The sequence below is a fragment of the Pseudomonas sp. B111 genome, assembly GCF_026428275.1.
Lineage (GTDB): Bacteria > Pseudomonadota > Gammaproteobacteria > Pseudomonadales > Pseudomonadaceae > Pseudomonas > Pseudomonas aeruginosa.
On sequence record NZ_CP097857.1, the window covers coordinates 2,448,676 to 2,471,384 of the forward strand.

Sequence of the window (22,709 nt, forward strand, 5' to 3'; positions counted from 1 at the left end):
ATTTTGGCGAAATGCCCAGATTCCACTCGCCGAGTTTTCCGATGAAGCAGATGACCTTCGCCGACGCTGAGTACACCGGCAAGAAGCGGTAAAGGGATCTATTTATCGGGCAGACTTGCTGCTTCTGGCCGCTTAGCGACCACCGTTCAGGCTAGCCATTCTTGTCCTCCCACACGTGGAGGACTTGCTATGAACATCATCGCTACCTGCAGTCGCCAGCCCTGGAACAAAGGAAAACTGGTCGGACAGAAAACCCCACTCCGACTGAGAGATATCTGGGCCATCCGAGTAAGGCTTCAAATTGCAGAAAGAACTCGGGATCTGGCTCTCTTCGACCTGGCCATCGACAGCAAGCTTCGAGCCTGCGACTTAACCAAGCTCCGTGTGCGGGACGTTGCCCATGGTGAGCAGGTGTCATCACGAGCAATAGTGATGCAGCAGAAAACACAGCGGCCAGTGCAGTTCGAGATCACTGAGCAAACTCGGGCGGCGCTCGCGGCTTGGATACATCAAGTACAGCTCCGCGGCGAGGACTACCTGTTCCCGAGTCGACTGCATAACTCAGACCATCTATCCACTCGTCAGTACGCCCGTATCGTCAAAGGCTGGGTGAAAGCCATTGGCCTTGACCCAGCCATGTATGGCACTCACACAATGAGACGCACGAAGGCATCACTGATCTATCGCAGGACGAAGAACCTGCGGGCCGTTCAACTGCTGCTCGGCCATACGAAGCTGGAGAGCACCGTTCGATATCTGGGAATTGAGGTCGATGACGCCTTGGAAATGGCGGAACAGACCGAAGTGTGACCATGTGTAGCGACGGCCAAAGTCAGGCCGTCGCTAACCGGCCAGAAGCGGCCGGTGAGAACTGACAAAAATATCTTCAACCATCGCGCTGCCTGAAGAACCGCAGCCTGATATATTTGTGCGAGGCTACGTCAGCACTTCGCGAAGGTAAAAATGGACGCTAATTTTTCGCTACTCGAAAACTGGAAGGTACTCACGGGCATTGGGATCTTCTTCGTGGTTTGTGTCTTTTTTACTGTGAACTTTGTTCGGAACAGCGTGAAAAAGACGAAGCGCATTGAGGTTACGGCCAATGACGGATCGGCAGCCTCTGGTGGTGACATGAACGGAACGATCAACATCAACAACACCACAAACACTAAGAACTAATTCTCATTGACGAACGGACGCGCAAATGAAAGAGAAAGCGGCGCCAGACGCTGAGGTCACTCATGTGCATGCTGAGGGCGGAAGCGTAGCGGTCGGAGGGGGGTTGTATGGCACCGTCAACATTAATACCCCTGACGCAATAGAAGCTGCCCTTCTCTCCGCGCTACAAAAGCACCAAGCCCAGGGCGTTAGCGCGGCCCAGATCGATATAGCGAGGGAGTGGCAAAACGAACTCGACAAGCTGATTGATAGCTTTAAAGAAAAAGTCGAGTCTGGGCAAGCAAACACTGCATTAGGCTTACTTAAAGACCTTCTAGATCGCCAAGCGTCTAAGCTTTCATCGCTACAGGTCTTCCGTATAAAAGCAAATATTGCTGTTTGCCTATATCAGCTTGGAAGATCAAGCGAAGCGGCCGTCACGTTGCACGAGGCTTGCAGCTTTGCACCAGACGAGCCTAAAGCCAAGGCTAACAAAGTCTTAGCCTATATGTTTGACGGTAAAATTGATGAAGCCTACCAGTATTCCGTAGAGCAACTAAAGCTAGACCCGTCCAACGAATGGCTCGCGGCAAATGGACTCCAAGCCGCTCGAATGTGCTCAGATGATGAGGGTATTTACGATCTTATTGGTGAGGGGGTAAAGCAAACAGAGTCTGTCCAGGCCGCCTATCTTGACGGGCTAGCGGTCAAAAGGATAGGGAACTGGTTGGAGCTTGCGAAAGAGGCTCACTTAAAATTCCCTGACAACAAGACCATCAGCGGAATTGTTGCTGCTGCCGAGCTAGAAGCTGTTGTCGCTGAGCACAATCTTAATGGGAAGTGCAAATTCCCAGTATCAAACCCTGATAGCGTCAATAGAGCAAAAGAGCACCTTGAAAAGAACTGGGCCGAGTTTAGAGAAAGCGAGCATTCTCTAGGGGTTATGCAAGAGGCAGACGCGTGCAATCTCTTGTTGTGCTACGCGCTAGTTGCAGATACAGAGCATCTAAAGCAGTTTAGTATAGAGTTACTTGCTAACTATCCTGAGAACCCTAGATTTGCTGAGCTGGCGGTTCAGATTTCTCTGGACTTCAAACTGTCAGACCTGTTCGATAAAGCAATCAGCCTGCTTGAAAACGAGCAAGAGCGCCGCAGGTATACCTTTGTAAAAAATATTCATGATAGAAACTGGTCTGAGTTAGCAAAAATGCAAAGCTACTCGATAGATCGGTTTGATCCAGAGGTAAGATCTGCCGCAAAAGTTGCAGCTTTCATTGCTCAAGCAAAGCAGGGGCAGGCCCATGGAAAGGAGCGGCTTGAAAAGCTTATCTCAGAAGAGCAGCTTTCGGGTCGCGGAAGGTATACACTATTCGAGCTGGCGCTTGGCTCTAATGTAAGCGCAATAATGCAAATCGCATATGAGTACGGCGTTTCTCAGATAACACCCGAGAATGATTTGTCTGAGATCATATCATTCTGCCGAATTGCAAGAAGCTTCTCTGACTGGAAAATTATAGTTCGACTGCTAAAGGGCATAGCCAATCCTTTAGAGAACTCAGAAGAAACTAGGCTTCTGTGCTTAGGGTATATCAACGATTATCCTGTAAGAAAGGATGCAGTACATTTTTTTGATCGCATCATTGCTGGCGGTCTAGCAAGTATCTTTTTAACATTAATGGTCGGCCTCTTTGGCTATAAACACCATGATTTTGCGCTTGCTAAAGCACAGCTTAATTCCTACCTGAGCAAAGGCGGTCGCGATGCGACAGCGTATCTAATTCTTTCCGACATTTGCCGCTTAGAGAATGACGATAATTCGTTGCAGGAACTCTTAAATGGTTATGAGGCAGAAGAGTTAGAGGGTAGTCCTGAGCAAATAATGCACGTAGCAAAACTACTTACTTTGCATGGCGATGCACAAAAAGGCTTAGCGCTTGGGTATAAAATTTTCGTTGAAAATCCCAAGTCTGCCGAGATATGGTTAGGCTACTCGCATATATTTCTTTTTTCAGGGAAGAGAATAGACATACAAGCGATTGATGATATTTCAGCAGGAGTTTATTTTACACTTACATCCTCCGAAGGAGTTAAAATCGAAAGGCTTGTCGAAGATGACATCGATAGCCAGTTTCTACTAGCGCCGGACAATGTGGATCAATATGTAAAGAAAGTGTACGGCCTAAAGACCGGCGACTCCTTCACGCAACAAAAAATGCAAGGCGATGTAACGTGGACTGTTACGGAAATCAAGCATAAATTTCTTAGGGCCTTTCATTACGTACTTGAAAGGTATGAAACAGAGTTTCCAGATTCTGGCGGGCTTTGGGCTGTAAAGATAGAAAAAGATAATGTCCAGCCAATGCTAGATATTATCAAAAAGAACTCCGAGCATGATGAAAATGTCATTTCCGAGTTCTGCGAGAAACATATTCCAATAAGTGCGATGGCGGCAATTTGGGAGAAAAACCCAATTAAGATTGCCGATATGATTCGGACGTACAAAGGCGAGATTGCCACATGCTCGGGCACGCTAGAGGAGCGTTCGCAAGCTTACGCAATTATTAATGATCACGCTAAAAACGGAATCGTTCTAGATACTTATACCGCTTGGGTTGCATCGTCTCCCAATATCTTTATCGCTCTTAAGAAATCGTACCAAAAAATAATGGTGTCTCGCACCACAATCATTGAGTTGATGCACTTGTGCGACGAGATAAGGGCGTCATTTGGCTCTGAATTGTCTATTAGCTGGCTGAATGGACAGTTTCAGAAAACCATCTCGTCTCAATCAGAAAAAGAGCAGCTTGTAAATGAAATCAGCGAGCGCATCCGTTCACTAGAAGAAAATTTTGAAGTAGTGCAGTATGACTATCCGTCCACCCAGGACGAGATAACGGAGCAAATTCTAGAAAATTTCGGCCCAAATCTGTTGGCGCCATATTTTATTGCATTAAATGGAAACGCGATTTTCGTTTCAGATGACGGCTACTCGCGCGAGTTCGCCAAAGGCCTACTTAACTTGAACTCAGCAGTTTGGCTACAGACACTGCTTGATGTCGCTCTATCCAAATCGAACATAAACCTGGTTGAATATAGCGAGTGCCTGTTTGACTTGGCTAGATATCGTCACAGCCACATAGCTCTAACTGTGGCTGCCCTGAATACAGTCTATGAGCAAGATAACCCAGATCTGCTGAAATTCTCCATAATCTCGAGGTATATTGGCGTACATAATGCCGATATCAAAAGTCATTTTGGATTGGTTAAGAATTTCATAGGGCTAAGATGGATATTAGAAGTGTCTAATCCGGATAACTCCTTGGCCTTAGAATACCTCTTGCGGTCTCATAGCAGAGAGCATCCAGATCACAAGGCAATGAAGGCGACTAGCATCCTAATTCAGAACTTAATTCGGGTTCCCGGTGGTGTTTCGCTACTCAATGCGATTGCACAGATACCAGCATTAAGGCTGTCCACTTATATCGAAGACTGGGCTAGAGGTCACTTCCTGCCTGTTAGCGATTAGCTTTCCGCTACCTCATGAGGTCAATCTAAAGCGAAGGAGAAATTGGCATATAGCCATTTTGCTCAGGCGTTTTTGAAATGAATAGGGCCTGCCTCACTAGAGACCTCAAAGCCTTATAGTGAGTACCACTTAGCTTGGTACGGATCAGTCCGCTTTTGGCCGCTAGTGTGCGCTCTCTTGCTTGGATGGCATTACGTTCTGGCCCAACGTTACTGTAGCGAATCCGCAGCAGTATCAATCAAAGCCTCCTGTATCCCGCGTGAAGAAAGACGCTACGTTGCGCCCGTTCTTCCACGGCTTCGCTTGCCGCCCCGCTACGGCAGATTCGAAGCATTCATCGAAATGTCATCATTTAGAAGCAGTGCGTTAACAAGGAATTTCTACCCTTTGCATCGCGAACCGCAATTGTGCGGCCAGCAATATTGCGAAAGGTGATCAAATGACGCCCCATCCGATACAGGACGCCGTGCTGCGGGTCGACCGGTTGAGCGTCGTCTACCCAGGCGGCGTGACAGCCCTACGCGATACCTCGATTGCATTTCGGCGTGGTGAGTTCACCGTGCTGCTTGGTCTCTCGGGCGCAGGCAAGTCGACCTTGCTCCGTAGCCTCAATCGACTCGTCACGCCCACTCGCGGCAGTGTCACCAGCGAGCTCGGTGAGCTCGGCAGCGGCTCGGCCTTGCGTCAGCATCGTCGGCGTACCGCCATGATCTTTCAGCACCACCAGCTAATCGAACGTCAAAGCGCACTGGCTAATGTGCTTACCGGTCGGCTGGCCTTTCACAACACGCTCCGCTCGCTGTTTCCTCTGCCGCGTGCCGATCAGGAGATTGCGCTCAGTTGCCTCGCTCGGGTCGGTCTGGCAGACAAGGCGCTAAGCCGGGTGGACAAACTGTCCGGTGGCCAGCAGCAGCGGGTAGGCATCGCGCGTGCGCTAGCGCAACAGCCCGCGATCATTCTTGCCGATGAGCCGGTAGCCAGTCTCGACCCGGCCACTTCGGTCCGTGTTCTCGGACTGCTGCGCGACATCTGCAAGGAAGACGGCATCACCGCCATCGTTTCGCTGCATCAACTCGAATATGCCCGCCGCTTCGCCGATCGCGTCGTCGGGCTGGCCGATTCTCAGATCGTTTTCGATGCCGCGCCCTCGGAACTCACCGATGCGCAGCTTGAGCGCATCTATGCAGGCCGCTCTACGACTCAGCCAGCAACTGCTCCGGCTGAAACCCCTGTCATGCTCGCACCTTCACTGGAGATGTCCCGATGAAACGCTTATCCGCTCTCTTATTGACCTGTTTGCTGTCCGCTGTTTCAAGTCTGTCCGCCGTAGCGGCCGATGCCGATCCGGATGTGCTAAAGGTTGCGCTGCTGCCGGACGAAAACGCCTCGGAGTTGATCAAGCGAAACCAGCCGCTGAAGGATTATCTGGAAGAGCATCTGGACAAGAAGGTGCAGCTGATCGTAACCACCGACTATTCCTCGATGATTGAGGCGATGCGCTTTGGCCGTATCGACCTGGCGTATTTCGGTCCGCTGTCCTACGTCATGGCCAAAAGCAAAAGCGACATCGAGCCCTTCGCTGCCATGGTCATCGACGGCAAGCCGACCTATCGCTCAGTGATTATCGCCAATGTGGCGTCAGGCGTGAATGAGTATGCCGACCTTAAGGGCAAGAAGATGGCCTATGGTGACCGGGCATCGACGTCCAGCCATCTGATTCCCAAAACCGTGCTTCTTGAGACGGCCGAGCTGACGGGTGGGCAGGACTACGAACAACATTTTGTGGGCACGCATGACGCCGTTGCCGTCAACGTGGCGAACGGAAACGCCGATGCGGGTGGGCTGTCGGAGGTAATTTTCAATCAAGTAGCCGAACGTGGCCTAATCGATCCGAGCAAGGTGAAAGTACTTGGTTACAGCGGCGAATATCCCCAATACCCCTGGGCGATGCGCTCGAACCTGAGCCCCGAGCTGAAAACCAAGGTGCGGGATGTATTCGTCGGTATCGACGATCCCGAAGTGCTGCGCAACTTCAAAGCCGAGGCCTTCGCGCCAATCACCGACGCCGACTACGATGTGATTCGCAACATGGGATCGCTGCTCGGCCTCGACTTCGCCACGATGTGAGCACCGATATGTCTACTCATCATGACGTGCAGGCGCTGCCTGCAGAGCAACGCGAGCACATCCTTCGAGGCTTCGGCCTCGGTTGGTGGCGCCAGCTGGGGCAGGTGGCAATTGTACTCGGAGTGGTGCTGTTGGCCTGCTGGTACGTGGGGCTGCTCGATGCCACCACGCTGCTGAACGGGCTGCCCTCCATCGCGACCCTGGCAGGCGAGGCCATGCCGCCAGACTTTTCGGGCTATCGAAGCTGGATTCGCCCGTTGATCGACACGCTGGCGATGAGCATCGCCGGCACGGCCATCGCAGTGGTGTTCTCGCTGGTGGTGGCCTTCGTTGCAGCGCGCAATACGGCGCCGCACCCCCTTGTGTTCGGTGTTGCCCGGGTGCTGCTCAATGCCCTGCGGTCGGTGCCGGAGCTGATCATGGGCATCATCTTCGTTGCAGCCGTAGGGTTCGGCGCCTTGCCGGGCGTGCTTGCCCTGGGTCTGCATTCGATCGGCATGGTCGGCAAGTTCTTCGCCGAGGCCATCGAGCACGTCGACGAAGCGCCGGTGGAAGCCGCTCGGGCGGCGGGGGCTACGCCGATGCAAGTGCTGCTGCACGCGGTTTTGCCACAGGTGACTCCGCAGTTCGCCGACGTGGCGATCTACCGCTGGGAATACAACTTTCGCGCCTCCACCGTGATGGGCATGGTTGGCGCCGGCGGTATCGGCTTCGAACTCATGGGCTCGCTGCGCATCATGCAGTACCAGGAGGTTGCAGCAATCCTGCTGGTCATCCTGGCCATGGTCACGCTAGTAGACGCCTTCAGTGGCGTGCTGCGCAAACGTTTCAAATAGGACAAACCATGCTGCCGAAACTCGTTATAACTCACCGAGTACACGATGAGATCCTGCAACTGCTGGCGCCACATTGCGAGCTGATGACCAACCAGAGCGACAGCACGCTGACGCGCGAGGAAATTCTGCGCCGCTGCCGCGATGCTCAGGCGATGATGGCGTTCATGCCCGATCGGGTCGATGCAGAATTTCTCCAAGCCTGCCCCGAGCTGCGTGTGGTCGGCTGCGCGCTCAAGGGCTTCGACAATTTCGATGTGGACGCCTGTACTGCCCGCGGGGTCTGGTTGACCTTCGTGCCTGATCTGTTGACGGTCCCGACTGCCGAGCTGGCGATCGGACTGGCGGTGGGGCTGGGGCGGCATCTGCGCGCAGCAGATGCGTTCGTCCGCTCTGGCGAGTTCCAGGGCTGGCAACCACAGTTCTACGGCACGGGGCTGGATAACGCGACGGTCGGCATCCTTGGCATGGGCGCCATCGGACAGGCCATGGCTGAGCGCTTGCAGGGATGGGGCGCGACCCTGCAGTACCACGAGGCGAAGGCTCTGGATACACAAACCGAGCAACGGCTCGGCCTGCGCCAGGTGGCGTGCAGCGAACTCTTCGCCAGCTCGGACTTCATCCTGCTGGCGCTTCCCTTGAATGCCGATACTGAGCATCTGGTCAACGCCGAGCTGCTTGCCCTCGTACGGCCGGGCGCTCTGCTTGTAAACCCCTGTCGTGGTTCGGTAGTGGATGAAGCCGCCGTGCTCGCGGCGCTTGAGCGAGGCCAGCTCGGCGGGTATGCGGCGGATGTATTCGAAATGGAAGACTGGGCTCGCGCGGACCGGCCGCGGCTGATCGATCCTGCGCTGCTCGCGCATCCGAATACGCTCTTCACTCCGCACATAGGGTCGGCAGTGCGCGCGGTGCGCCTGGAGATTGAACGTTGTGCAGCGCAGAGCATCATCCAGGCGTTGGCAGGTGCGCGCCCAATCAACGCTGCGAACCGTCTGCCCCAGGCCGAGCCTGCCGCATGTTGAATCCGGTCTGGCTGAAGAGCCTGGTAGCGATCGTTCAAACAGGCAGTTTTCAGAGCGCGGCGAGGGCGTTGGGGCTGGCCCAGCCGACGGTGTCGCAGCACTTGCAGAAGCTTGAAGAGCAGGTCGGCGTAACGCTGGTGCAGCGCAGTCGTAGCGGCTGCCAGCCTACCACACGTGCGCTGGCCTTCATGCCGCATGCGACCGCCTTGCTCGACATGCACGCCCGGGCGCTAGAAGCCCTGCATGGAAATAGTGAGCGCGTCGGGGCCAGCTCCAACATCGGCACCTACCTTCTCCAGCCATTCGTGCGCAGCTATCTGACGACCGCAAATGAGAGGGGCGAGGTGGATCTGCGCATCGCCGCCAACCCGGATGTGGCCGACCAGCTACTGGCGGGCCAGCTCGACGCCGCGATCATGGAATGGTGGCTACCTCACCCCGACTTCGAACACCGCCTCTGGCGGGTCGAGCCGCTGGTACTTATCGTCAGCCCCGACCATCCGCTGGCTGAAGCAGGGTGCATAGAACGCGATCGTCTGGTGGACCTGCCGATGCTGGGAGGTGAACCGGGTAGCGGTACCGGACGGCTTCTGACCGAATACTTTGGCGAGCTGGGCGTGCCTCGCAGCGGTATGCAGCTAGGCAGCACCGAGGCAGTCAAACAAGCAGTCAGGGCGGGACTCGGCGTGTCGTTGGTGATGGCTTCCGCAGTACAAGACGAAGTTCGCAGTGGCGCGCTGGTAGCTCTTCCCATCCCGGGGCTTGAAAAGCGTCTCCAACTGATCTGGCGCAAACCGCCCGGAAATCTGCACCCGCCGGGATTTGTGCGGCACTTATTGGCCGGTTAGCGACGGCCTGACTTTGGCCGTCGCTAAACATGGTCACACTTCGGTCTGTTCCGCCATTTCCAAGGCGTCATCGACCTCAATTCCCAGATATCGAACGGTGCTCTCCAGCTTCGTATGGCCGAGCAGCAGTTGAACGGCCCGCAGGTTCTTCGTCCTGCGATAGATCAGTGATGCCTTCGTGCGTCTCATTGTGTGAGTGCCATACATGGCTGGGTCAAGGCCAATGGCTTTCACCCAGCCTTTGACGATACGGGCGTACTGACGAGTGGATAGATGGTCTGAGTTATGCAGTCGACTCGGGAACAGGTAGTCCTCGCCGCGGAGCTGTACTTGATGTATCCAAGCCGCGAGCGCCGCCCGAGTTTGCTCAGTGATCTCGAACTGCACTGGCCGCTGTGTTTTCTGCTGCATCACTATTGCTCGTGATGACACCTGCTCACCATGGGCAACGTCCCGCACACGGAGCTTGGTTAAGTCGCAGGCTCGAAGCTTGCTGTCGATGGCCAGGTCGAAGAGAGCCAGATCCCGAGTTCTTTCTGCAATTTGAAGCCTTACTCGGATGGCCCAGATATCTCTCAGTCGGAGTGGGGTTTTCTGTCCGACCAGTTTTCCTTTGTTCCAGGGCTGGCGGCTGCAGGTAGCGATGATGTTCATAGCAAGTCCTCCACGTGTGGGAGGACAAGAATGGCTAGCCTGAACGGTGGTCGCTAACCGGCCAATAGCGGACTGTTAGGGCCGATTCAGTCCTAGTGAATGACGGCCTATTTGATGACCTGCTCGGCTGGCTCTATGAGGGCTTTGTTACTGCCTCGCCAACGCACCGATTCGATGTTCTCTGCGTCGGCGCTCATACCGGCTCTGTCAGCCTTACCAGGAAGGTCGCAAACGCAAATCGCAAGTGGATCAGGCGACTACCAGATCAAGCAACCTGACTGCTTGCCGTCGTCGCGAGCGGAACCTTATTTTTTAGTAGCGAATCTTTGATGTAAGCATGCTACGACCGCCCACCAGCATGCGGAAACTATGTTGTTCGGTCATTGATGGCAAAGTAGTATCAATCTGCACACCAAACCGATCTAAATGGACTTGATGCATGGAAAACACCACCGATAGGGACGCGCGCGCCCGCCATCGTCATGCGAACATTTCGCCCTTCCTGGCAAGTGCCAGCACACTTCGTACAGGCGAAGACCAACTACCTGGGTATTACTGCGAGCAGCAGCAGATGTGGGTAGTCGACACCGAGCAAGGCGTTCTACCCATCATCAATGAGCAGGCGCTCTCGCAGCTGAAAACGAAGACTCGTGCAGATGGCGAAGAGGATGACGAGCACACCGGTGGAAAACACTGACGTGGTACAGAACCGGCGACATTGGCCGTCTGGACGAACAGGGCTTCCTCTACGTGGTGGATCGCTTAAAGGACATGATCATCAGCGGTGGCGAAAACATCTATCCCGCAGAACTGGAGGCGGTGATCGCGTCGCTGCCCGGCGTGGCCGAGGTTGCCGTGGTGGGCAAGGCCGACGAGCGCTGGGGCGAGGTGCCGATCGCATTTGTGGTCGCGACCCAACCAGGCGCTACCGACGAGGCCTCGATTGTCGAGGCATGCCGCCAGCGATTGGCGGGCTTCAAATGCGTGAAGTCTGTGCACATGCTTGAGGCCCTGCCCCGCAGCTCTGTGGGCAAGGTGTTGAAAAGACAGTTGCTTGCCTGAGCTTCTTAGGTGTTGTTGCACAGGAGCGGCACAGGCGGATCGAGGATGTCGATCCGTTTCAGGTATTCAGCCACCCCGCTCGCCCGGTTAGCGAGCGGGACCCGCAACGTTACTGCTTCGGAAACTCCGCAGCGATGCCCTGGACGTAGTAGTCCATACCTGCCAGATCCGCATTGCTGGCCGTGGCTCCTGGCGCAATTCTGACCTTGCCGGATTGGTCGGCAACCGGGCCATCGAAGGGGTGGAACGTGCCGCTCTTGATCGAGGCAATGATCTGCTGCGCCTCGGCCTTAAATTCAGCGGGAACGATATCGCTGATCGGCATGGTCAGGGCGTCATCGGCCAGCCCACCCCAGTAGTCAGCCGATTTCCAAGTGCCGTTCAGTACAGACTCAGTAGTGCGGATGTAGAACGGCGCCCAGTTGTATTCGATGGAGGTAATTACCGACTTGGGGCCGAAGCTGGCCATGTTGGAGGCATAGCCCACCGAGTACACCCCGCGGCGCTCGGCTGCCTGAATCGGTGCTGGGCTGGCGGTGTGCTGGAAGATCACATCGGCGCCCTGGTCGATAAGCGTGTTGGTGGCGTCGGATTCCTTGCCGGGATCGAACCAGGTGTTCAGCCACACCACTTTAACCACCGCCCCTGGGTTGTACTTGTTCAACGCGACCTGAATAGCATTGATGTCGCGGATAACCTCAGGAATCGGAAAGGACGCGACATAACCGACGGTCTTGCTCTTGGTCATTTTCGCGGCCAGGTAGCCGGCCACGTAGCGCCCTTCGTACGAGGTCGACAGGTAGGTGCCGAGGTTCGTGCTGCGCTTGTAGCCAGTGGCGTGTTCGAACGCGGTCTTGGGGAATTGCTTGGCCACGTTGGCCATCGGGTTCATGTAGCCAAACGAGGTGCCGAAGATCAGGTCGTAGCCGCTTTTTGCCATGTTGCGGATCACCCGTTCGGAGTCCGCGCCATCGGCAACGTTTTCGACGTAGGTGGTCTGGACTTTCTCGCCCAGCGCCTGCTCCAACGCCTTACGGCCCTGCTCGTGTTGATATGTCCAACCGTGGTCGCCAATCGGACCGGTGTAGACGAAGCCGACCTTGAGCGGCTCGTCGGCGTATGCGGTGATGGCTGCTGCCAGACCGATACCACTCAATAACCCTGCCAGTACTTTCCTGAATCCAGGCATGTTCATGCGCGTATTGCTCCCCATACGTTATTGGTTAGGCGGTTAGCCCGGGATAAAGGCAGGCATTGAAACAGGCTCCGTCTGCGCGGCTGTGATCACATCGAATAGGTTTTGCGGAACATGTTTTTGTAGTGGTCTTCGACGCTGATGACCGGGTACTTGGGTGACTCGCCGGGTGCCAGGCAGGCCTGGATGCAGGCGATTTCGTGGGCGATGTTGCCGGAGTAGAAATAAGGCACCGAATAGCGCTCGTTACCCGAGACATTGACCACGCGGTGCAGGGTCGATTTGTACAAATCGTTGGTCCAGCGCGCGATCAGATCGCCGAGGTTGACCACGTAGGCCTCGGGAACCGGTGTGGCCCAGATCCAGCCATTGCGCTCCTGATCCCACACCTGCAACCCGGCGTTTTCATCCTGCAACAGCAGAGTCAGGCCACCCCAGTCGGTATGCGCACCACAGCCCTTCTCGCCCGGTGCCGCAGTGGTCGGCTGCGGTGGGTAATGCAGCAGGCGCAGCGTGGTCATGGCGTCCTCGCAGAACGCGGCAAAGTGCTGCTCCGGCAGGCCCAGCGACAGAGCCACGCCCTGCATCAGCAGGCGAGCCACTGACTCCAGTTCCCGCTGGTAGGCCTCCATGGTTTGGCGAAACTCGGGGAGGTCTGCCGGCCACAGGTTCGGCCCCTGATTGAATTTGCCAGCCAGCACATCGGGATGATCCAGCGGCTTGTCCTGGCCGATGTAAAAGCCTTCTTTGACGTCCGGTGGCGCGCCGGCTTCGAGCACCTGATTACGCAACGGTTCGTAGCCCCGATTGGCCATGGAGAGTGACTTGTCGACCTTGCGCTTTTCTTCGGGCGGCAGAGCAAACAGCGTGGCCGCCTGGTCGATCACCTGCTGCTGCAAAGCTGCCGGTACACCATGACCGATGACGTAGAAAAAACCTTTGTCACGACAGGCCTGGCCGATTTGCTGACTGACCCGGGTGCGTTCGATCAGTGATGCCGAGCGCAGGCCCGAGATGTCGATAACTGGAAGCGTGGTGGCCTGCGAGGCCTCCAGAGGTGACGGTGCGAGTTGGGCGTGTGCCATGTGAGCGACTCCTACTTGAATGGGCCGGAGTGTTATCTGCTCAGGCAGAGCGCGGAAAGCATCGAATATCGCCAGGCCTGATGCCTTTTTGGCAGCGCTAGCCAAGAGCCCCGAACTGACTGGCCTCGTGCCGCTCGCGACGCAAAATCTCGTCGGTGAGAATTCTGGCGAAGGCATCCACGGCAGCCGGAATGTAGCGGCCGCTGCTCATGTACAAGCCCAGGTCGCAGAAAATACCGCCGCTGTCGGTGAGCGGAAGCATCTTCAGTTCACCGGCGGCCACCTGCGCCTCGATGCCGAACGCGGTTTGAAACGCCACGCCCCTGCCGCGCACTACCATCTGCTTGGCCAGTTCAAGCGATGCGGTTTCCAGGCGGGTCCTGCCGGAAAAATGGGCGGATTTGAGCAGTGGCGCGAGTCGTTGCCGCGTCGAGATTTCCGGCTTGCTGAGGATCAGGTCGTAGTCGGCGCAGGCGCCAAAACTGACCTGGCTTTTATCGGCCAACGGGTGATTGGGCGGCACGATCGCCGCCAGCCGGAAATGCCCCAGGGCCAATTGCTGGAGCTGCTCGTGTTTAGGCAACGCGAAAGCCAGACCCAGGTCCGCCGCCCCGGAGATGATCGCCTGCGGAATGCCTTGCGAGCCGGAAACGGTGACACCGACAGACACCCGTGGATAACGCGCGTGCATGTGTTCGAGCACGGTGGGTAACAGGTCCACAGCCAGGGTCTCGGCAACGATCAATTCGACATGCCCTGCCCGGATTCCTTCCATGGCTTCGAGTTCCGAGCGCAGCCGTTCTACGTCGTGGAGCACCACACCGATATGGCGTGCGAACAACTCGCCGGCGGGGGTGAGTTTCAGTCCGGAGCTCAGCCGGTCGAATAGCGGCGCACCGATGTCGTCCTCCAGTTTGAGGATCTGCCGATTGACCGCCGACGAAGCCACGTTCAGGCGCCGGGCCGCTTCGCGGATCGAGCCGCAGTGCTGAACCATGTCGAAGTAGCTGACCGACACCGAATGAAACCGTAACCGCCGAACCATGGTTTTACCTGACTTCCTCACTTCGAAATGTTGCCCAACGCGGATTCTTTTCGCGCCAGGAAAGTGCATCGAGCTGCCGCTGCGCACCATGCCAGAGCGAAAAACACGCCCGCCAACTGCTGAAAAAATTCGTCTAAAAACTGTCCAGGCAGTCAACTACGAGGCATTGCGAGCATTTTTCTGATCGCCTCTTCGCGTTGGCACAAGACGTGCTTTAGCGATGCCGAGACTGGTATACCAGATTGTATTTCTGAAAAGCCAGCAATGTGATCAACCGTAATGAGGATCGGCGATGTCCGCTCAATGGAAGCCCCTGATAGAACACAAAGGTTACCTCCGCCATTTCTGGCACCCGGTGTGTACCTTGAGCGAGTTCGAGAAAGCCAACGCATCCGGGCATGGCCCGATGTCGGTGAAGCTGCTGGGAGAGAACCTGGTGTTGGCCCGTCTGGACGGGCAGATGATGGCCGCCGATGACCGCTGCGTGCACCGCTCGGCGCGCCTGTCGCTGGGGAGCGTGTGCAAGCACCAGGGCAAAGACACCCTGCAGTGCCCCTACCACGGCTGGCGCTATAACGACGCCGGCGAATGCACGCTGGTGCCGGCCTGCCCCGACCGCCCTATTCCGCCGCGCGCAAAAATCGCCAAATACGACTGCGCCATTCGCTACGGCATCGTCTGGGTGCGCCTGGACAATTCGTTCGACTGCACCGAAATCCCTTACCTGGGCGATTGGGACAGCGAAGGCATGAAAGTCGTGGTGGCGGAGTCGTATGTGTGGGAAACCTCGGCCGAGCGCCGCTGGGAAAACTTCACCGACTTCTCCCATTTCGCCTTCGTTCACCCCGGCACTCTGTACGACCCCTTCTTCGCCAGTCACCCCACGGTAAACGTCGATCGCAGCCACGGTGAACTGCGCTTTCAGCTGGCGCCGCCCAAAGAGATGTACGAAACGCTGCCGGAAGAAGCGCCCATGGGCGACTTCACCTACCGCTGCTCGATGCCGTACTCGGTGAACCTGGAAATCAAACTGTGGAAGGACGATTCCAAATTCATCCTCTGGACCACCGCCAGCCCGGTGGACGACAGAACTTGCCGCAACTTCATGGTCATCGTGCGTACCGAAGACCAGCAGCCCGACCACGTGCACCTGGCTTTCCAGAAACGCGTGCTGGAAGAAGACCGCCCGGTGATCCAGTCCCAATGGCCTATCGAGCTCGATAGCGCCGAACTGTCGGTAGTCACCGACAAGATCTCCATCCAGTACCGCAAATGGCACCGCGAACTGTCGCAAGCGGCGCTGGTCGGCAAGGACGAATTCAAAGCGGCCCTCCTCAGCGAAGTGCTCGAGGAGCGTTAAGGCCTACACCCATGGGCCAAGCGCCCTTTCGAAGCTACGTTTTTGCAGGAGCAGTACATGAAAAAGATGTTCAAGTTGGGCTGTGCCGGGTTGGGTATCCAGGCGTCGTCGCGTGAGAACCCGGTGTCACTGACCGAGTTGCCGATTCTCGAGCAATTCAAACTGGTCAAGGAAGCCGAGGTCTGGGACTTCATCGATCGCATTCCCAACAACCGCCAGGAGCTGGACGAGTACATCAAGGGCAGCCAACTTTACGACCTGCCGGTGCTGTCGGGGAGCGGCCTGTACACCCTGGGCCTGGATGATCACCTGATCAAAGAGAACATCGACCTGACCGTCGAGGTCGGCGGCAAGTACCACAATTTCATGATCTGGGCTAAGCACAAGGACCGCCACTACGTGACCAACGAAGAGGTCGCCGAGTGTTACCTGGAGTCGTACGAGTACGCGGAAAAAGCCGGGGTGATCATCACCTTCGAAAACCATGTGGACATGTGGTCCGAAGACTATCGCCGGGTCTCGCAAGTAGCCGATCTGGTGGAAGCCCGCGGCGCGAAGTTCAACGTGGCCATTGACTACAGCCACTGCATTTTCAAGATTGAAAACGAAGTGGAGCACGCCGTCTCGCAGATGCGTGGCGACAACGATGCCATCGCCAAACTTGACCCGTTCAACGACGACAGTTACGCGGACGAATGGCTGAACCGCAACCTGGTGCACTGGGCCCAGATGCGCCCGGCCGCGCCTAACGGCCCGCTGAACTGGTGGGGCTTTGAAACCGGCCCTTGGGATGCCAAAGGTATCGACCGTCCAGGGCGCTCCATTCAGTACCCGTTCCGGCGTCCTGCCGAAGGCGAATGGCATACCGACATGTGGCATGCGCACAAGCTGGCGTGCACCAAGGAAGTCACCCGCAAAGTCATCGATGCCTACCTGCAAAACCCCGCTACCAACCTGTCGCTGATGACCATCGACAACATCAACCTAAACGCCTACGGCCTGGGCTGGATGTACAACATGTTTGCCGACAGCTGTGCCTACGCGCAGTTCGTCCGCGAGTTGTACGCCGAGCGCGCGGCTGTGCACGAGGCGCGCAGCGCCAAGTCGGCGGCTGAATTCGTTGCTCAGTACCGGGCGTAATACCTCCTCTGCGCTTGGCGTCGTCACGGCGCCGCCAAGCCTTGTACGGGCCACCGTTATGTTAAAAGAAAACAGCTTTGTCTACGACGACTGGCATCCGGTTGGTGCGCTGGCCGAGGCCGTCGTTGGCAAGCCATGCCATACCCGGATTCTGGGTCAGGCCATCTGCTACACCCGCACCCCCGACGGGCTGATCGCGCACCTTGCCGACAGTTCTCAGCCGCTGAAAACCTTGATCGTCTACGGCTTGCTCTGGGTGTCGTTGTCCGCGCAACCACGCCGAATTCTGGCCATTCCCGAGTTCGAAGAAACGGACCGCCGCGTCGTCAGCGCCGGCTCGATCCGCGTTGCCACCTCTGGGCTGCGGGTGGTGGAAAACTTCCTCGACATGGCTCACTTCCCGTTCGTGCACACCGATATTCTCGGCGCCGAACCGCTCACCGAAGTGGCCGCCTATGACGTCGAGATCGACGAACAGGCTGATGAGGTGCTGGCAGTCAATTGCCGCTTTCCGCAGCCCAAGGGTTCGGCGGCGGCCAGCGAACCGGTGGAGATGCAGTACGTGTACCGCATCGCCCGCCCCTTTATCGCCATCCTCTACAAGACTTGCGTCATCGACGCCAATCGCCTGGATGTGCTCGGCCTGTACGTGCAGCCCGTGGATGAGGAGAGCTGCATCGCCCACACGATCATGTGCTACCTCGACGACATCAACACCGACAAGCAGCTGCGCGACTTCCAGCAACGCATCTTTGGCCAGGACATCATGATTTTGCTCAATCAGGTGCCCAAGGGCCTGCCGCTGGATCCCCGGCACGAAACGCCCGTGCGCGCGGATGCACTGTCCAGTGCCTACCGCCGCTGGATCAAAGCACGCAACGTCACGTTCGGCACCGCTCGCTGAGCCGTATTAGCAGGTAATCAGATATGGGTTCGTTACATCAGGAATGGCATGTGATCGCCAGCTCCGAAGACCTTCCGTTTCGCCACGTGTACCAAACGCGCTTGCTCGGTCAGGAGCTGGCGGTCTGGCGTGACGACAACGGTGTTGTAAATGTGTGGGAAAACCGCTGCCCGCACCGCGGTGTACGCCTGAGCCTTGGGGTGAACATCGGCAACCAGCTGAAGTGCCAATACCATGGCTGGAAATATGAAAGCGGCTCGGGCCATTGTGCCTTTGTGCCCGCTCACCGCACGGCAAAACCCAGCGCCGCCTGTGTGCGCACCTTCCCCTGCGCCGAGGTGGACGGCCTGGTGTTCGCCCAGCTCGAAGCCCCGGTTGGCAACGCCAAACCCGGGAGACAGCGTCCGCTCGGTGCCGCGCTGTCCACCAATTTGCGCAGCCATCCAGTGGCAATGAACGCCAAGGCCGTCGTCGAGGCCATCCAGCAGGCCGCCCCCTCGTTCGCGCCGCTGCTGGGAGAACAGGCCGACCGCGTGCAAACGCTGGTAAGCGGCCTGAGCATTGACCTGAGCTGCGCCGGGCTGCTCGACAGCGTGCGGATTTTTGTCCAGCCGGAATCGGACTCCAAGGCCGTGGTGCATGCCCGCCTTTACGCCGCTGCTGCCCTGCCCCTGCAACGCAAAATCGTCTTTACCCAACTGCTCGACGAGCTGTTTGCCCGCGTACTGCAAAGCCCCACGCCAGCGCCGACCGCGCGGCTTATCGCCTCGGACGCGGTGCCTCTGAAGACTCCCAACCCACCCGCCGCCGATAAGCCGGGCGAGCCGTTCTCGTGCACCGTCATCGCGCGCCAAAACGAAACCCCGGACATCGCTTCGTTCTGGCTGAAACCGGATGACGGGCGGCTGTTGGCGCTGGAACCGGGTATGCACGTGAGCCTGACCACGCCCTCTGGCCACCTACGCCAGTACTCGATCGTCAACACGCCTGACGAGCAGGATGTACTGGTGATCGGCGTCAAACACGAGCCGCAATCACGCGGTGGCTCGCGCAGCATGCACGTGGATGTTCAGGTAGGCACCCAGGTGCAGCTGACGCTGCCACGCAATCAGTTCCAGCTGCAGCCGCCGGGCCGTCACGCCCTGCTGATCGCCGGTGGCATCGGGGTCACCCCGATTCTGGCCATGGGCCTGCATCTGCAACGCGCCAAGCGCCCGTACAGTTTTCATTACCTGGCGCGCAGTGAGGAACATGTGGCCTTTACCCAGCGGCTTGCCGCGCTCGGTAAACAAGCGACGATCTACCTGGGCCTCGATATCGAAGGCACGCAGCAGACATTGCGTGAATTGCTCCAGGACCGGGAACCGGCACGGCATGACGTCTATGTCTGCGGGCCGCAGCCGATGATTGATCTGGTCGTCGAGCTGGCACGCGAAGCTGGCTTTGCCAGCGAGCAGATTCACTTCGAGTACTTTGCGCTGGCCCCCAGCAGCAAGCCGCCGGCTGCCGAGTCGGGCAGTTACCAAGTGACCATCAAGTCCAGCGGCAAAGCCTTCACCGTCAGCCCCGGGCAGACCCTGCTGCAAGCCTGCCTCGATCACGGGGTAGCCATCGATTACTCCTGCGAGCAAGGGGTATGCGGCGCCTGCATGACCAAGGTGGTCAGCGGCGAACTGCAGCACGGCGATGTTTATCTTTCGGCCAAAGAAAAAGACAGCGGCACGTTGATCATGCCGTGTGTATCGGGTTGCCGCTCTGAAACGCTGATTCTGGATATCTAATGGGTGTCTGATGTTGAAACTTTACGATTACGAGTTATCCGGAAACTGCTTCAAGGTGCGTTTGCTGCTATCGATTCTGGGCGTGCAATACGAAACCGAAGTGGTCGAGTTCCACCCGGGGCGTGAACATAAGCGCCCTGCATTTCTGCGCATCAATCCTATGGGTCAATTACCAGTTTTGCAGAATGGCGAAAAGATCATTCGCGACTCCCAGGCCATTCTGGTTTATCTGGCATCAATATTTGATCCGAGTCGCAAATGGTATCCGCTGGATCAACCGGAGTTGTTGGGTGATATCCAGGTGTGGCTGGCATTTGCCGATAGTCTGACCGGATCACTTTCTGCCGCACGTTTACATGAGTTGTTCATGTATGACTTCGACGCCGACGCCTGTCGCGCGCGTGCTCAAACATTATTGGAGGTGATGGATAAACATCTGTGGATCAATCGCCAACAGGATTTCAAGTTTCTCTGTCCACTGGCGCACGCGACTATTGCCGATATTGCCTGCTTTCCCTATGTGGCCATGGCCGATGAAGCCGGGCTTTCGTTGCAGGATTATCCCTCGGTGCGTCTCTGGCTGGATGAAGTCAGACGTATTCCAGGCTTTACCGTAATGGCCGGCATATTCCCGGCCGGCAAACCCTGATTACTCTTATCGTCAGAACATCAAAAGACGTGGCTACTTGCCCCGCACTATAACCATAACAGCGGTTCTGACAGCACGTTGCCCTACCACTCTGCCTTGTTACACCACTTAGTAATCAACAGGAGTTTTGCAGATGGTCATATATACCCCGCCTTCAGTGGCCAAAAACATTCCGGTTATCGATCTGGCGGACAGCTTTTCCCACGATATCGAGAAGCGCAAGGCAGTAGCCTGGGAAATTCATAAGGCGGCACGGCAGACCGGTTTCTTTTATATTAAAAACCATGGCGTACCGGTAGAACTGCAGAAAGCGCAGTTTGATGTAGCCAAGGAATATTTCAAAACGCCGCTGCACGAAAAAATGTTGGTCAACTCGAAAAACTCCAGTTGCCTGCGAGGGTATGAACCGATTGCGGCGCAAATTCTCGATGAAGGTTCGCCGCCCGATCTGAAAGAAGGGTTTCTGCTGGGTCGCGAGTTGGACGACGCACATCCGCACGTTATTCGCAAAACACCCTATCACGGCCCGAACCAATGGCCAGCGGGCAACCCCCGTTTCCGCCAGCAGACCGAAGACTATATGCGCTACATGGAACTGCTCGGTCGCAAGATCGTCCGCTTGCTTGCCCTGTCGCTGCAGTTGCCCGAAGACTTTTTCGACCAGGGCCTCAAAGAGCCGATGATCATTACCCGCATGCTGCACTACCCCAGCCAGCCGGCCGATGCCCGTGAAAACCAGATTGGCGCCGGTGCCCATACCGACTGGGGCCTGATTACCTTGCTGCTGCAGGATGAAGTCGGCGGTCTCGAGGTGCGCAATGCCGACGGTGAGTGGCTGAAAGCGCCGTTTATCGAGAACACCTTTGTGGTGAACCTCGGCGATATGGTGCCGGTGCTCACCAATGGCCTCTATCACTCGACCATGCACCGCGTGTTCAACTCCAAAAAAGACACCCCGCGCTACTCGGTGCCAACTTTTTTCGACCTGGATTACTACTACGAAGCCTCGGTGGTGCCCACGCTGCGCAAGGCCGATGAGGTCTATCCGGCGCCCATCACTGTCGGCGGTCATATCGCGGCTATGTTCGACAAGACCTTCGGGGTCAAGAAAGCCACGGCATAACGCGCCGACAGCGGAAAAGGCCACTAGCGAGTGGCCTTTTTCATGCCTCGCTTTTGGCAAGGCTGAACCGGGCGGATAACCGCCCGGTGTTGTTTTAGAAATACACCTTCACAATCAGACTGGTCACATTCTGATCGGTGTCGAATGCGCGGGTGTCTTTGATCGCGTATTTGTTTGTCCAGTTGTTGTACTCGACCCCGGCGTAGAAGCGCTTGGGCTCATAACCAAAGTGCTTGCCCAGGTCATATTTGATCTGCGGGTTGAACAGCAGATTACTGTGATACGTGCCTTTATTATTGACCACCCAGTCCATATAACCATCGATCACCACGTCGGAGCGGCCGATCGGAATGGTATACGACCAGACCGGCGTGATTTGCCATTGCCCACTAGGTGCTACACCGCCGTCTGGTTTGCGGTAGTAGAAGTTAAGCTGGAAATAATCGAAACCCGGTAGATCGAGATCAAAGCCCGGGCCGAGCAAATAGTTAACCTGATCGTGCGTTCCATGCTTTTCGTTTTTATCCCATTCAAAACTCGACGCAATCAATACGTCCTTGACGGGACCGAACGACAGTTTGCTATCAAACACTTTGCCCAACGAAAGTCGCGGCGCCAATTCACTGTAAATGGAATGGTGTCCATCATTGTAAGTACCACCGCCTGGGTACCAATTGTTGTCCATAAATAAATACACATCGCCCCACGACCAGTCGCTGGCATGTTCGAAGGTAATGGTTTGTACGGTGCGTGCATCCACCTTGAACTCTTTGCCGTATTGATAAGTGAGACTTTCGCTGTGCCAATTCATATCGGCATGCGATACCGATGGCAAACACGAAAACCCCAAAAAGCTTGCTGCAAAAACAGTGGACTTATTGTTAACTTTCATCTTATCCCCCATATATAAAGCTGATCGAATAGTCAGCATTTACATATAGCAAGTAATGGGCCAATAAATGCACGAATTGCGCAGACTTTGCAGGAGTTTACAAGCTCTTGAAATGCATTTTTGCTGCTATTGGGGGCGGTTTTTGGTGTGGTGAAGTAATTTAGTGCGTGTTTTTTTGTATTATTAAATGCACTTACCAAGGTAACTATCAGCGCAAAAAAAAGCGACCTATAAGGTCGCTCTAGTGTATTACCTGCCCCCTGGTAGCTATCAAGACAGGTAGCGTTTCACTTAATTATCACCAA

General features: G+C 56.2%; 20 protein-coding genes. 15 read left to right on the top strand and 5 right to left on the bottom strand.

The features are described from left to right. The first annotated feature begins 189 nt into the window (after positions 1-189). The 7 genes from M6E97_RS11355 (at position 190) to M6E97_RS11385 (ending at position 9,514) form a co-directional block, all read left to right on the top strand. Positions 190-810, top strand: coding sequence for a tyrosine-type recombinase/integrase (locus M6E97_RS11355; protein WP_003118388.1), 621 nt, complete (start codon positions 190-192; stop codon positions 808-810). Positions 811-1,204: 394 nt separating this feature from the next. Beyond that, a complete protein-coding gene (locus M6E97_RS11360; RefSeq protein ID WP_134281591.1) occupies positions 1,205-4,684 on the top strand; it encodes a PIN domain-containing protein in 3,480 nt (1,159 codons plus the stop codon). Positions 4,685-5,123: 439 nt separating this feature from the next. Continuing rightward, complete coding sequence (gene phnC, locus M6E97_RS11365) at positions 5,124-5,951, top strand: phosphonate ABC transporter ATP-binding protein (protein WP_003117867.1); 828 nt, start codon at positions 5,124-5,126, stop codon at positions 5,949-5,951. Continuing rightward, positions 5,948-6,811, top strand: coding sequence for a phosphate/phosphite/phosphonate ABC transporter substrate-binding protein (gene phnD, locus M6E97_RS11370; protein WP_003117866.1), 864 nt, complete (start codon positions 5,948-5,950; stop codon positions 6,809-6,811). The genes phnC and phnD overlap by 4 nt, the downstream gene beginning before the upstream one ends. An 8-nt stretch (positions 6,812-6,819) precedes the next feature. Then, on the top strand, positions 6,820-7,647 hold the full coding sequence (gene phnE, locus M6E97_RS11375; RefSeq protein WP_003298907.1) for a phosphonate ABC transporter, permease protein PhnE: 828 nt from the start codon (positions 6,820-6,822) through the stop codon (positions 7,645-7,647). Positions 7,648-7,655: 8 nt separating this feature from the next. Beyond that, entirely contained in the window at positions 7,656-8,666 is a 1,011-nt protein-coding gene (ptxD, locus tag M6E97_RS11380; RefSeq protein WP_003152798.1) for a phosphonate dehydrogenase PtxD, read from the top strand. Then, positions 8,660-9,514: a LysR family transcriptional regulator gene (locus M6E97_RS11385; RefSeq protein ID WP_003118389.1), complete on the top strand. Its 855-nt coding sequence runs from the start codon at positions 8,660-8,662 to the stop codon at positions 9,512-9,514. The genes ptxD and M6E97_RS11385 overlap by 7 nt, the downstream gene beginning before the upstream one ends. Positions 9,515-9,547: 33 nt before the next feature. Here M6E97_RS11385 and M6E97_RS11390 read toward each other — a convergent pair whose 3' ends face one another. Then, entirely contained in the window at positions 9,548-10,168 is a 621-nt protein-coding gene (locus tag M6E97_RS11390) for a tyrosine-type recombinase/integrase (protein ID WP_003118388.1), read from the bottom strand. 439 nt (positions 10,169-10,607) lie between these two features. Between M6E97_RS11390 and M6E97_RS11395 the strand changes: the two genes are divergently transcribed. Beyond that, positions 10,608-10,865: a hypothetical protein gene (locus M6E97_RS11395; protein WP_017678258.1), complete on the top strand. Its 258-nt coding sequence runs from the start codon at positions 10,608-10,610 to the stop codon at positions 10,863-10,865. A gap of 74 nt (positions 10,866-10,939) precedes the next feature. Then, positions 10,940-11,230, top strand: a complete 291-nt coding sequence (locus M6E97_RS11405; protein WP_017678257.1) for an AMP-binding enzyme — start codon at positions 10,940-10,942, stop codon at positions 11,228-11,230. Between the two features lie 109 nt (positions 11,231-11,339). Here M6E97_RS11405 and M6E97_RS11410 read toward each other — a convergent pair whose 3' ends face one another. The 3 genes from M6E97_RS11410 to M6E97_RS11420 form a co-directional block, all read right to left on the bottom strand. After that, entirely contained in the window at positions 11,340-12,425 is a 1,086-nt protein-coding gene (locus M6E97_RS11410) for a BMP family ABC transporter substrate-binding protein (protein ID WP_079456520.1), read from the bottom strand. Positions 12,426-12,514: 89 nt separating this feature from the next. Continuing rightward, positions 12,515-13,510, bottom strand: coding sequence for an isopenicillin N synthase family dioxygenase (locus M6E97_RS11415; protein WP_017678255.1), 996 nt, complete (start codon positions 13,508-13,510; stop codon positions 12,515-12,517). Positions 13,511-13,607: 97 nt separating this feature from the next. Further along, complete coding sequence (locus M6E97_RS11420) at positions 13,608-14,555, bottom strand: LysR family transcriptional regulator (RefSeq protein ID WP_026088706.1); 948 nt, start codon at positions 14,553-14,555, stop codon at positions 13,608-13,610. A 292-nt stretch (positions 14,556-14,847) separates the two neighbouring features. On the opposite strand from M6E97_RS11420, the gene M6E97_RS11425 reads away from it, so the two are divergent. The 6 genes from M6E97_RS11425 (at position 14,848) to M6E97_RS11450 (ending at position 21,512) form a co-directional block, all read left to right on the top strand. Further along, positions 14,848-15,915, top strand: coding sequence for an aromatic ring-hydroxylating oxygenase subunit alpha (locus tag M6E97_RS11425; RefSeq protein ID WP_048328550.1), 1,068 nt, complete (start codon positions 14,848-14,850; stop codon positions 15,913-15,915). Positions 15,916-15,972: 57 nt separating this feature from the next. Beyond that, the gene (locus M6E97_RS11430; protein ID WP_017678252.1) at positions 15,973-17,055 is read left to right on the top strand and encodes a TIM barrel protein; all 1,083 of its coding nucleotides are present in this window, start codon (positions 15,973-15,975) and stop codon (positions 17,053-17,055) included. 58 nt (positions 17,056-17,113) lie between these two features. After that, positions 17,114-17,959 carry an aromatic ring-hydroxylating oxygenase subunit alpha gene (locus tag M6E97_RS11435; protein ID WP_049310852.1) on the top strand — a complete coding sequence of 282 codons (846 nt, stop codon included), beginning with the start codon at positions 17,114-17,116 and terminating at the stop codon, positions 17,957-17,959. Between the two features lie 23 nt (positions 17,960-17,982). Next, positions 17,983-19,740, top strand: coding sequence for a Rieske 2Fe-2S domain-containing protein (locus tag M6E97_RS11440; RefSeq protein ID WP_048328549.1), 1,758 nt, complete (start codon positions 17,983-17,985; stop codon positions 19,738-19,740). Positions 19,741-19,750: 10 nt separating this feature from the next. Further along, complete coding sequence (locus tag M6E97_RS11445) at positions 19,751-20,389, top strand: glutathione S-transferase family protein (protein WP_049310853.1); 639 nt, start codon at positions 19,751-19,753, stop codon at positions 20,387-20,389. 133 nt (positions 20,390-20,522) lie between these two features. Further along, the gene (locus tag M6E97_RS11450) at positions 20,523-21,512 is read left to right on the top strand and encodes an isopenicillin N synthase family dioxygenase (RefSeq protein WP_048328548.1); all 990 of its coding nucleotides are present in this window, start codon (positions 20,523-20,525) and stop codon (positions 21,510-21,512) included. A 94-nt stretch (positions 21,513-21,606) separates the two neighbouring features. Here the strand turns inward: M6E97_RS11450 and M6E97_RS11455 are convergent, their stop codons facing one another. Further along, positions 21,607-22,404 (bottom strand): outer membrane protein OmpK, encoded by a 798-nt coding sequence (locus tag M6E97_RS11455; RefSeq protein WP_048330399.1) that lies wholly within the window; start codon positions 22,402-22,404, stop codon positions 21,607-21,609. Positions 22,405-22,709 lie beyond the last annotated feature (305 nt).

Excerpts from the sequence above, each read along its gene's own strand:
- M6E97_RS11355 (WP_003118388.1), top strand. The coding sequence starts at position 190 with ATGAACATCATCGCTACCTGCAGTCGCCAGCCCTGGAACAAAGGAAAA.
- M6E97_RS11360 (WP_134281591.1), top strand. The coding sequence starts at position 1,205 with ATGAAAGAGAAAGCGGCGCCAGACGCTGAGGTCACTCATGTGCATGCT.
- phnC (WP_003117867.1), top strand. The coding sequence starts at position 5,124 with ATGACGCCCCATCCGATACAGGACGCCGTGCTGCGGGTCGACCGGTTG.
- phnD (WP_003117866.1), top strand. The coding sequence starts at position 5,948 with ATGAAACGCTTATCCGCTCTCTTATTGACCTGTTTGCTGTCCGCTGTT.
- phnE (WP_003298907.1), top strand. The coding sequence starts at position 6,820 with ATGTCTACTCATCATGACGTGCAGGCGCTGCCTGCAGAGCAACGCGAG.
- ptxD (WP_003152798.1), top strand. The coding sequence starts at position 7,656 with ATGCTGCCGAAACTCGTTATAACTCACCGAGTACACGATGAGATCCTG.
- M6E97_RS11385 (WP_003118389.1), top strand. The coding sequence starts at position 8,660 with ATGTTGAATCCGGTCTGGCTGAAGAGCCTGGTAGCGATCGTTCAAACA.
- M6E97_RS11390 (WP_003118388.1), bottom strand. The coding sequence starts at position 10,168 with ATGAACATCATCGCTACCTGCAGCCGCCAGCCCTGGAACAAAGGAAAA.
- M6E97_RS11395 (WP_017678258.1), top strand. The coding sequence starts at position 10,608 with ATGGAAAACACCACCGATAGGGACGCGCGCGCCCGCCATCGTCATGCG.
- M6E97_RS11405 (WP_017678257.1), top strand. The coding sequence starts at position 10,940 with ATGATCATCAGCGGTGGCGAAAACATCTATCCCGCAGAACTGGAGGCG.
- M6E97_RS11410 (WP_079456520.1), bottom strand. The coding sequence starts at position 12,425 with ATGAACATGCCTGGATTCAGGAAAGTACTGGCAGGGTTATTGAGTGGT.
- M6E97_RS11415 (WP_017678255.1), bottom strand. The coding sequence starts at position 13,510 with ATGGCACACGCCCAACTCGCACCGTCACCTCTGGAGGCCTCGCAGGCC.
- M6E97_RS11420 (WP_026088706.1), bottom strand. The coding sequence starts at position 14,555 with ATGGTTCGGCGGTTACGGTTTCATTCGGTGTCGGTCAGCTACTTCGAC.
- M6E97_RS11425 (WP_048328550.1), top strand. The coding sequence starts at position 14,848 with ATGTCCGCTCAATGGAAGCCCCTGATAGAACACAAAGGTTACCTCCGC.
- M6E97_RS11430 (WP_017678252.1), top strand. The coding sequence starts at position 15,973 with ATGAAAAAGATGTTCAAGTTGGGCTGTGCCGGGTTGGGTATCCAGGCG.
- M6E97_RS11435 (WP_049310852.1), top strand. The coding sequence starts at position 17,114 with ATGTTAAAAGAAAACAGCTTTGTCTACGACGACTGGCATCCGGTTGGT.
- M6E97_RS11440 (WP_048328549.1), top strand. The coding sequence starts at position 17,983 with ATGGGTTCGTTACATCAGGAATGGCATGTGATCGCCAGCTCCGAAGAC.
- M6E97_RS11445 (WP_049310853.1), top strand. The coding sequence starts at position 19,751 with ATGTTGAAACTTTACGATTACGAGTTATCCGGAAACTGCTTCAAGGTG.
- M6E97_RS11450 (WP_048328548.1), top strand. The coding sequence starts at position 20,523 with ATGGTCATATATACCCCGCCTTCAGTGGCCAAAAACATTCCGGTTATC.
- M6E97_RS11455 (WP_048330399.1), bottom strand. The coding sequence starts at position 22,404 with ATGAAAGTTAACAATAAGTCCACTGTTTTTGCAGCAAGCTTTTTGGGG.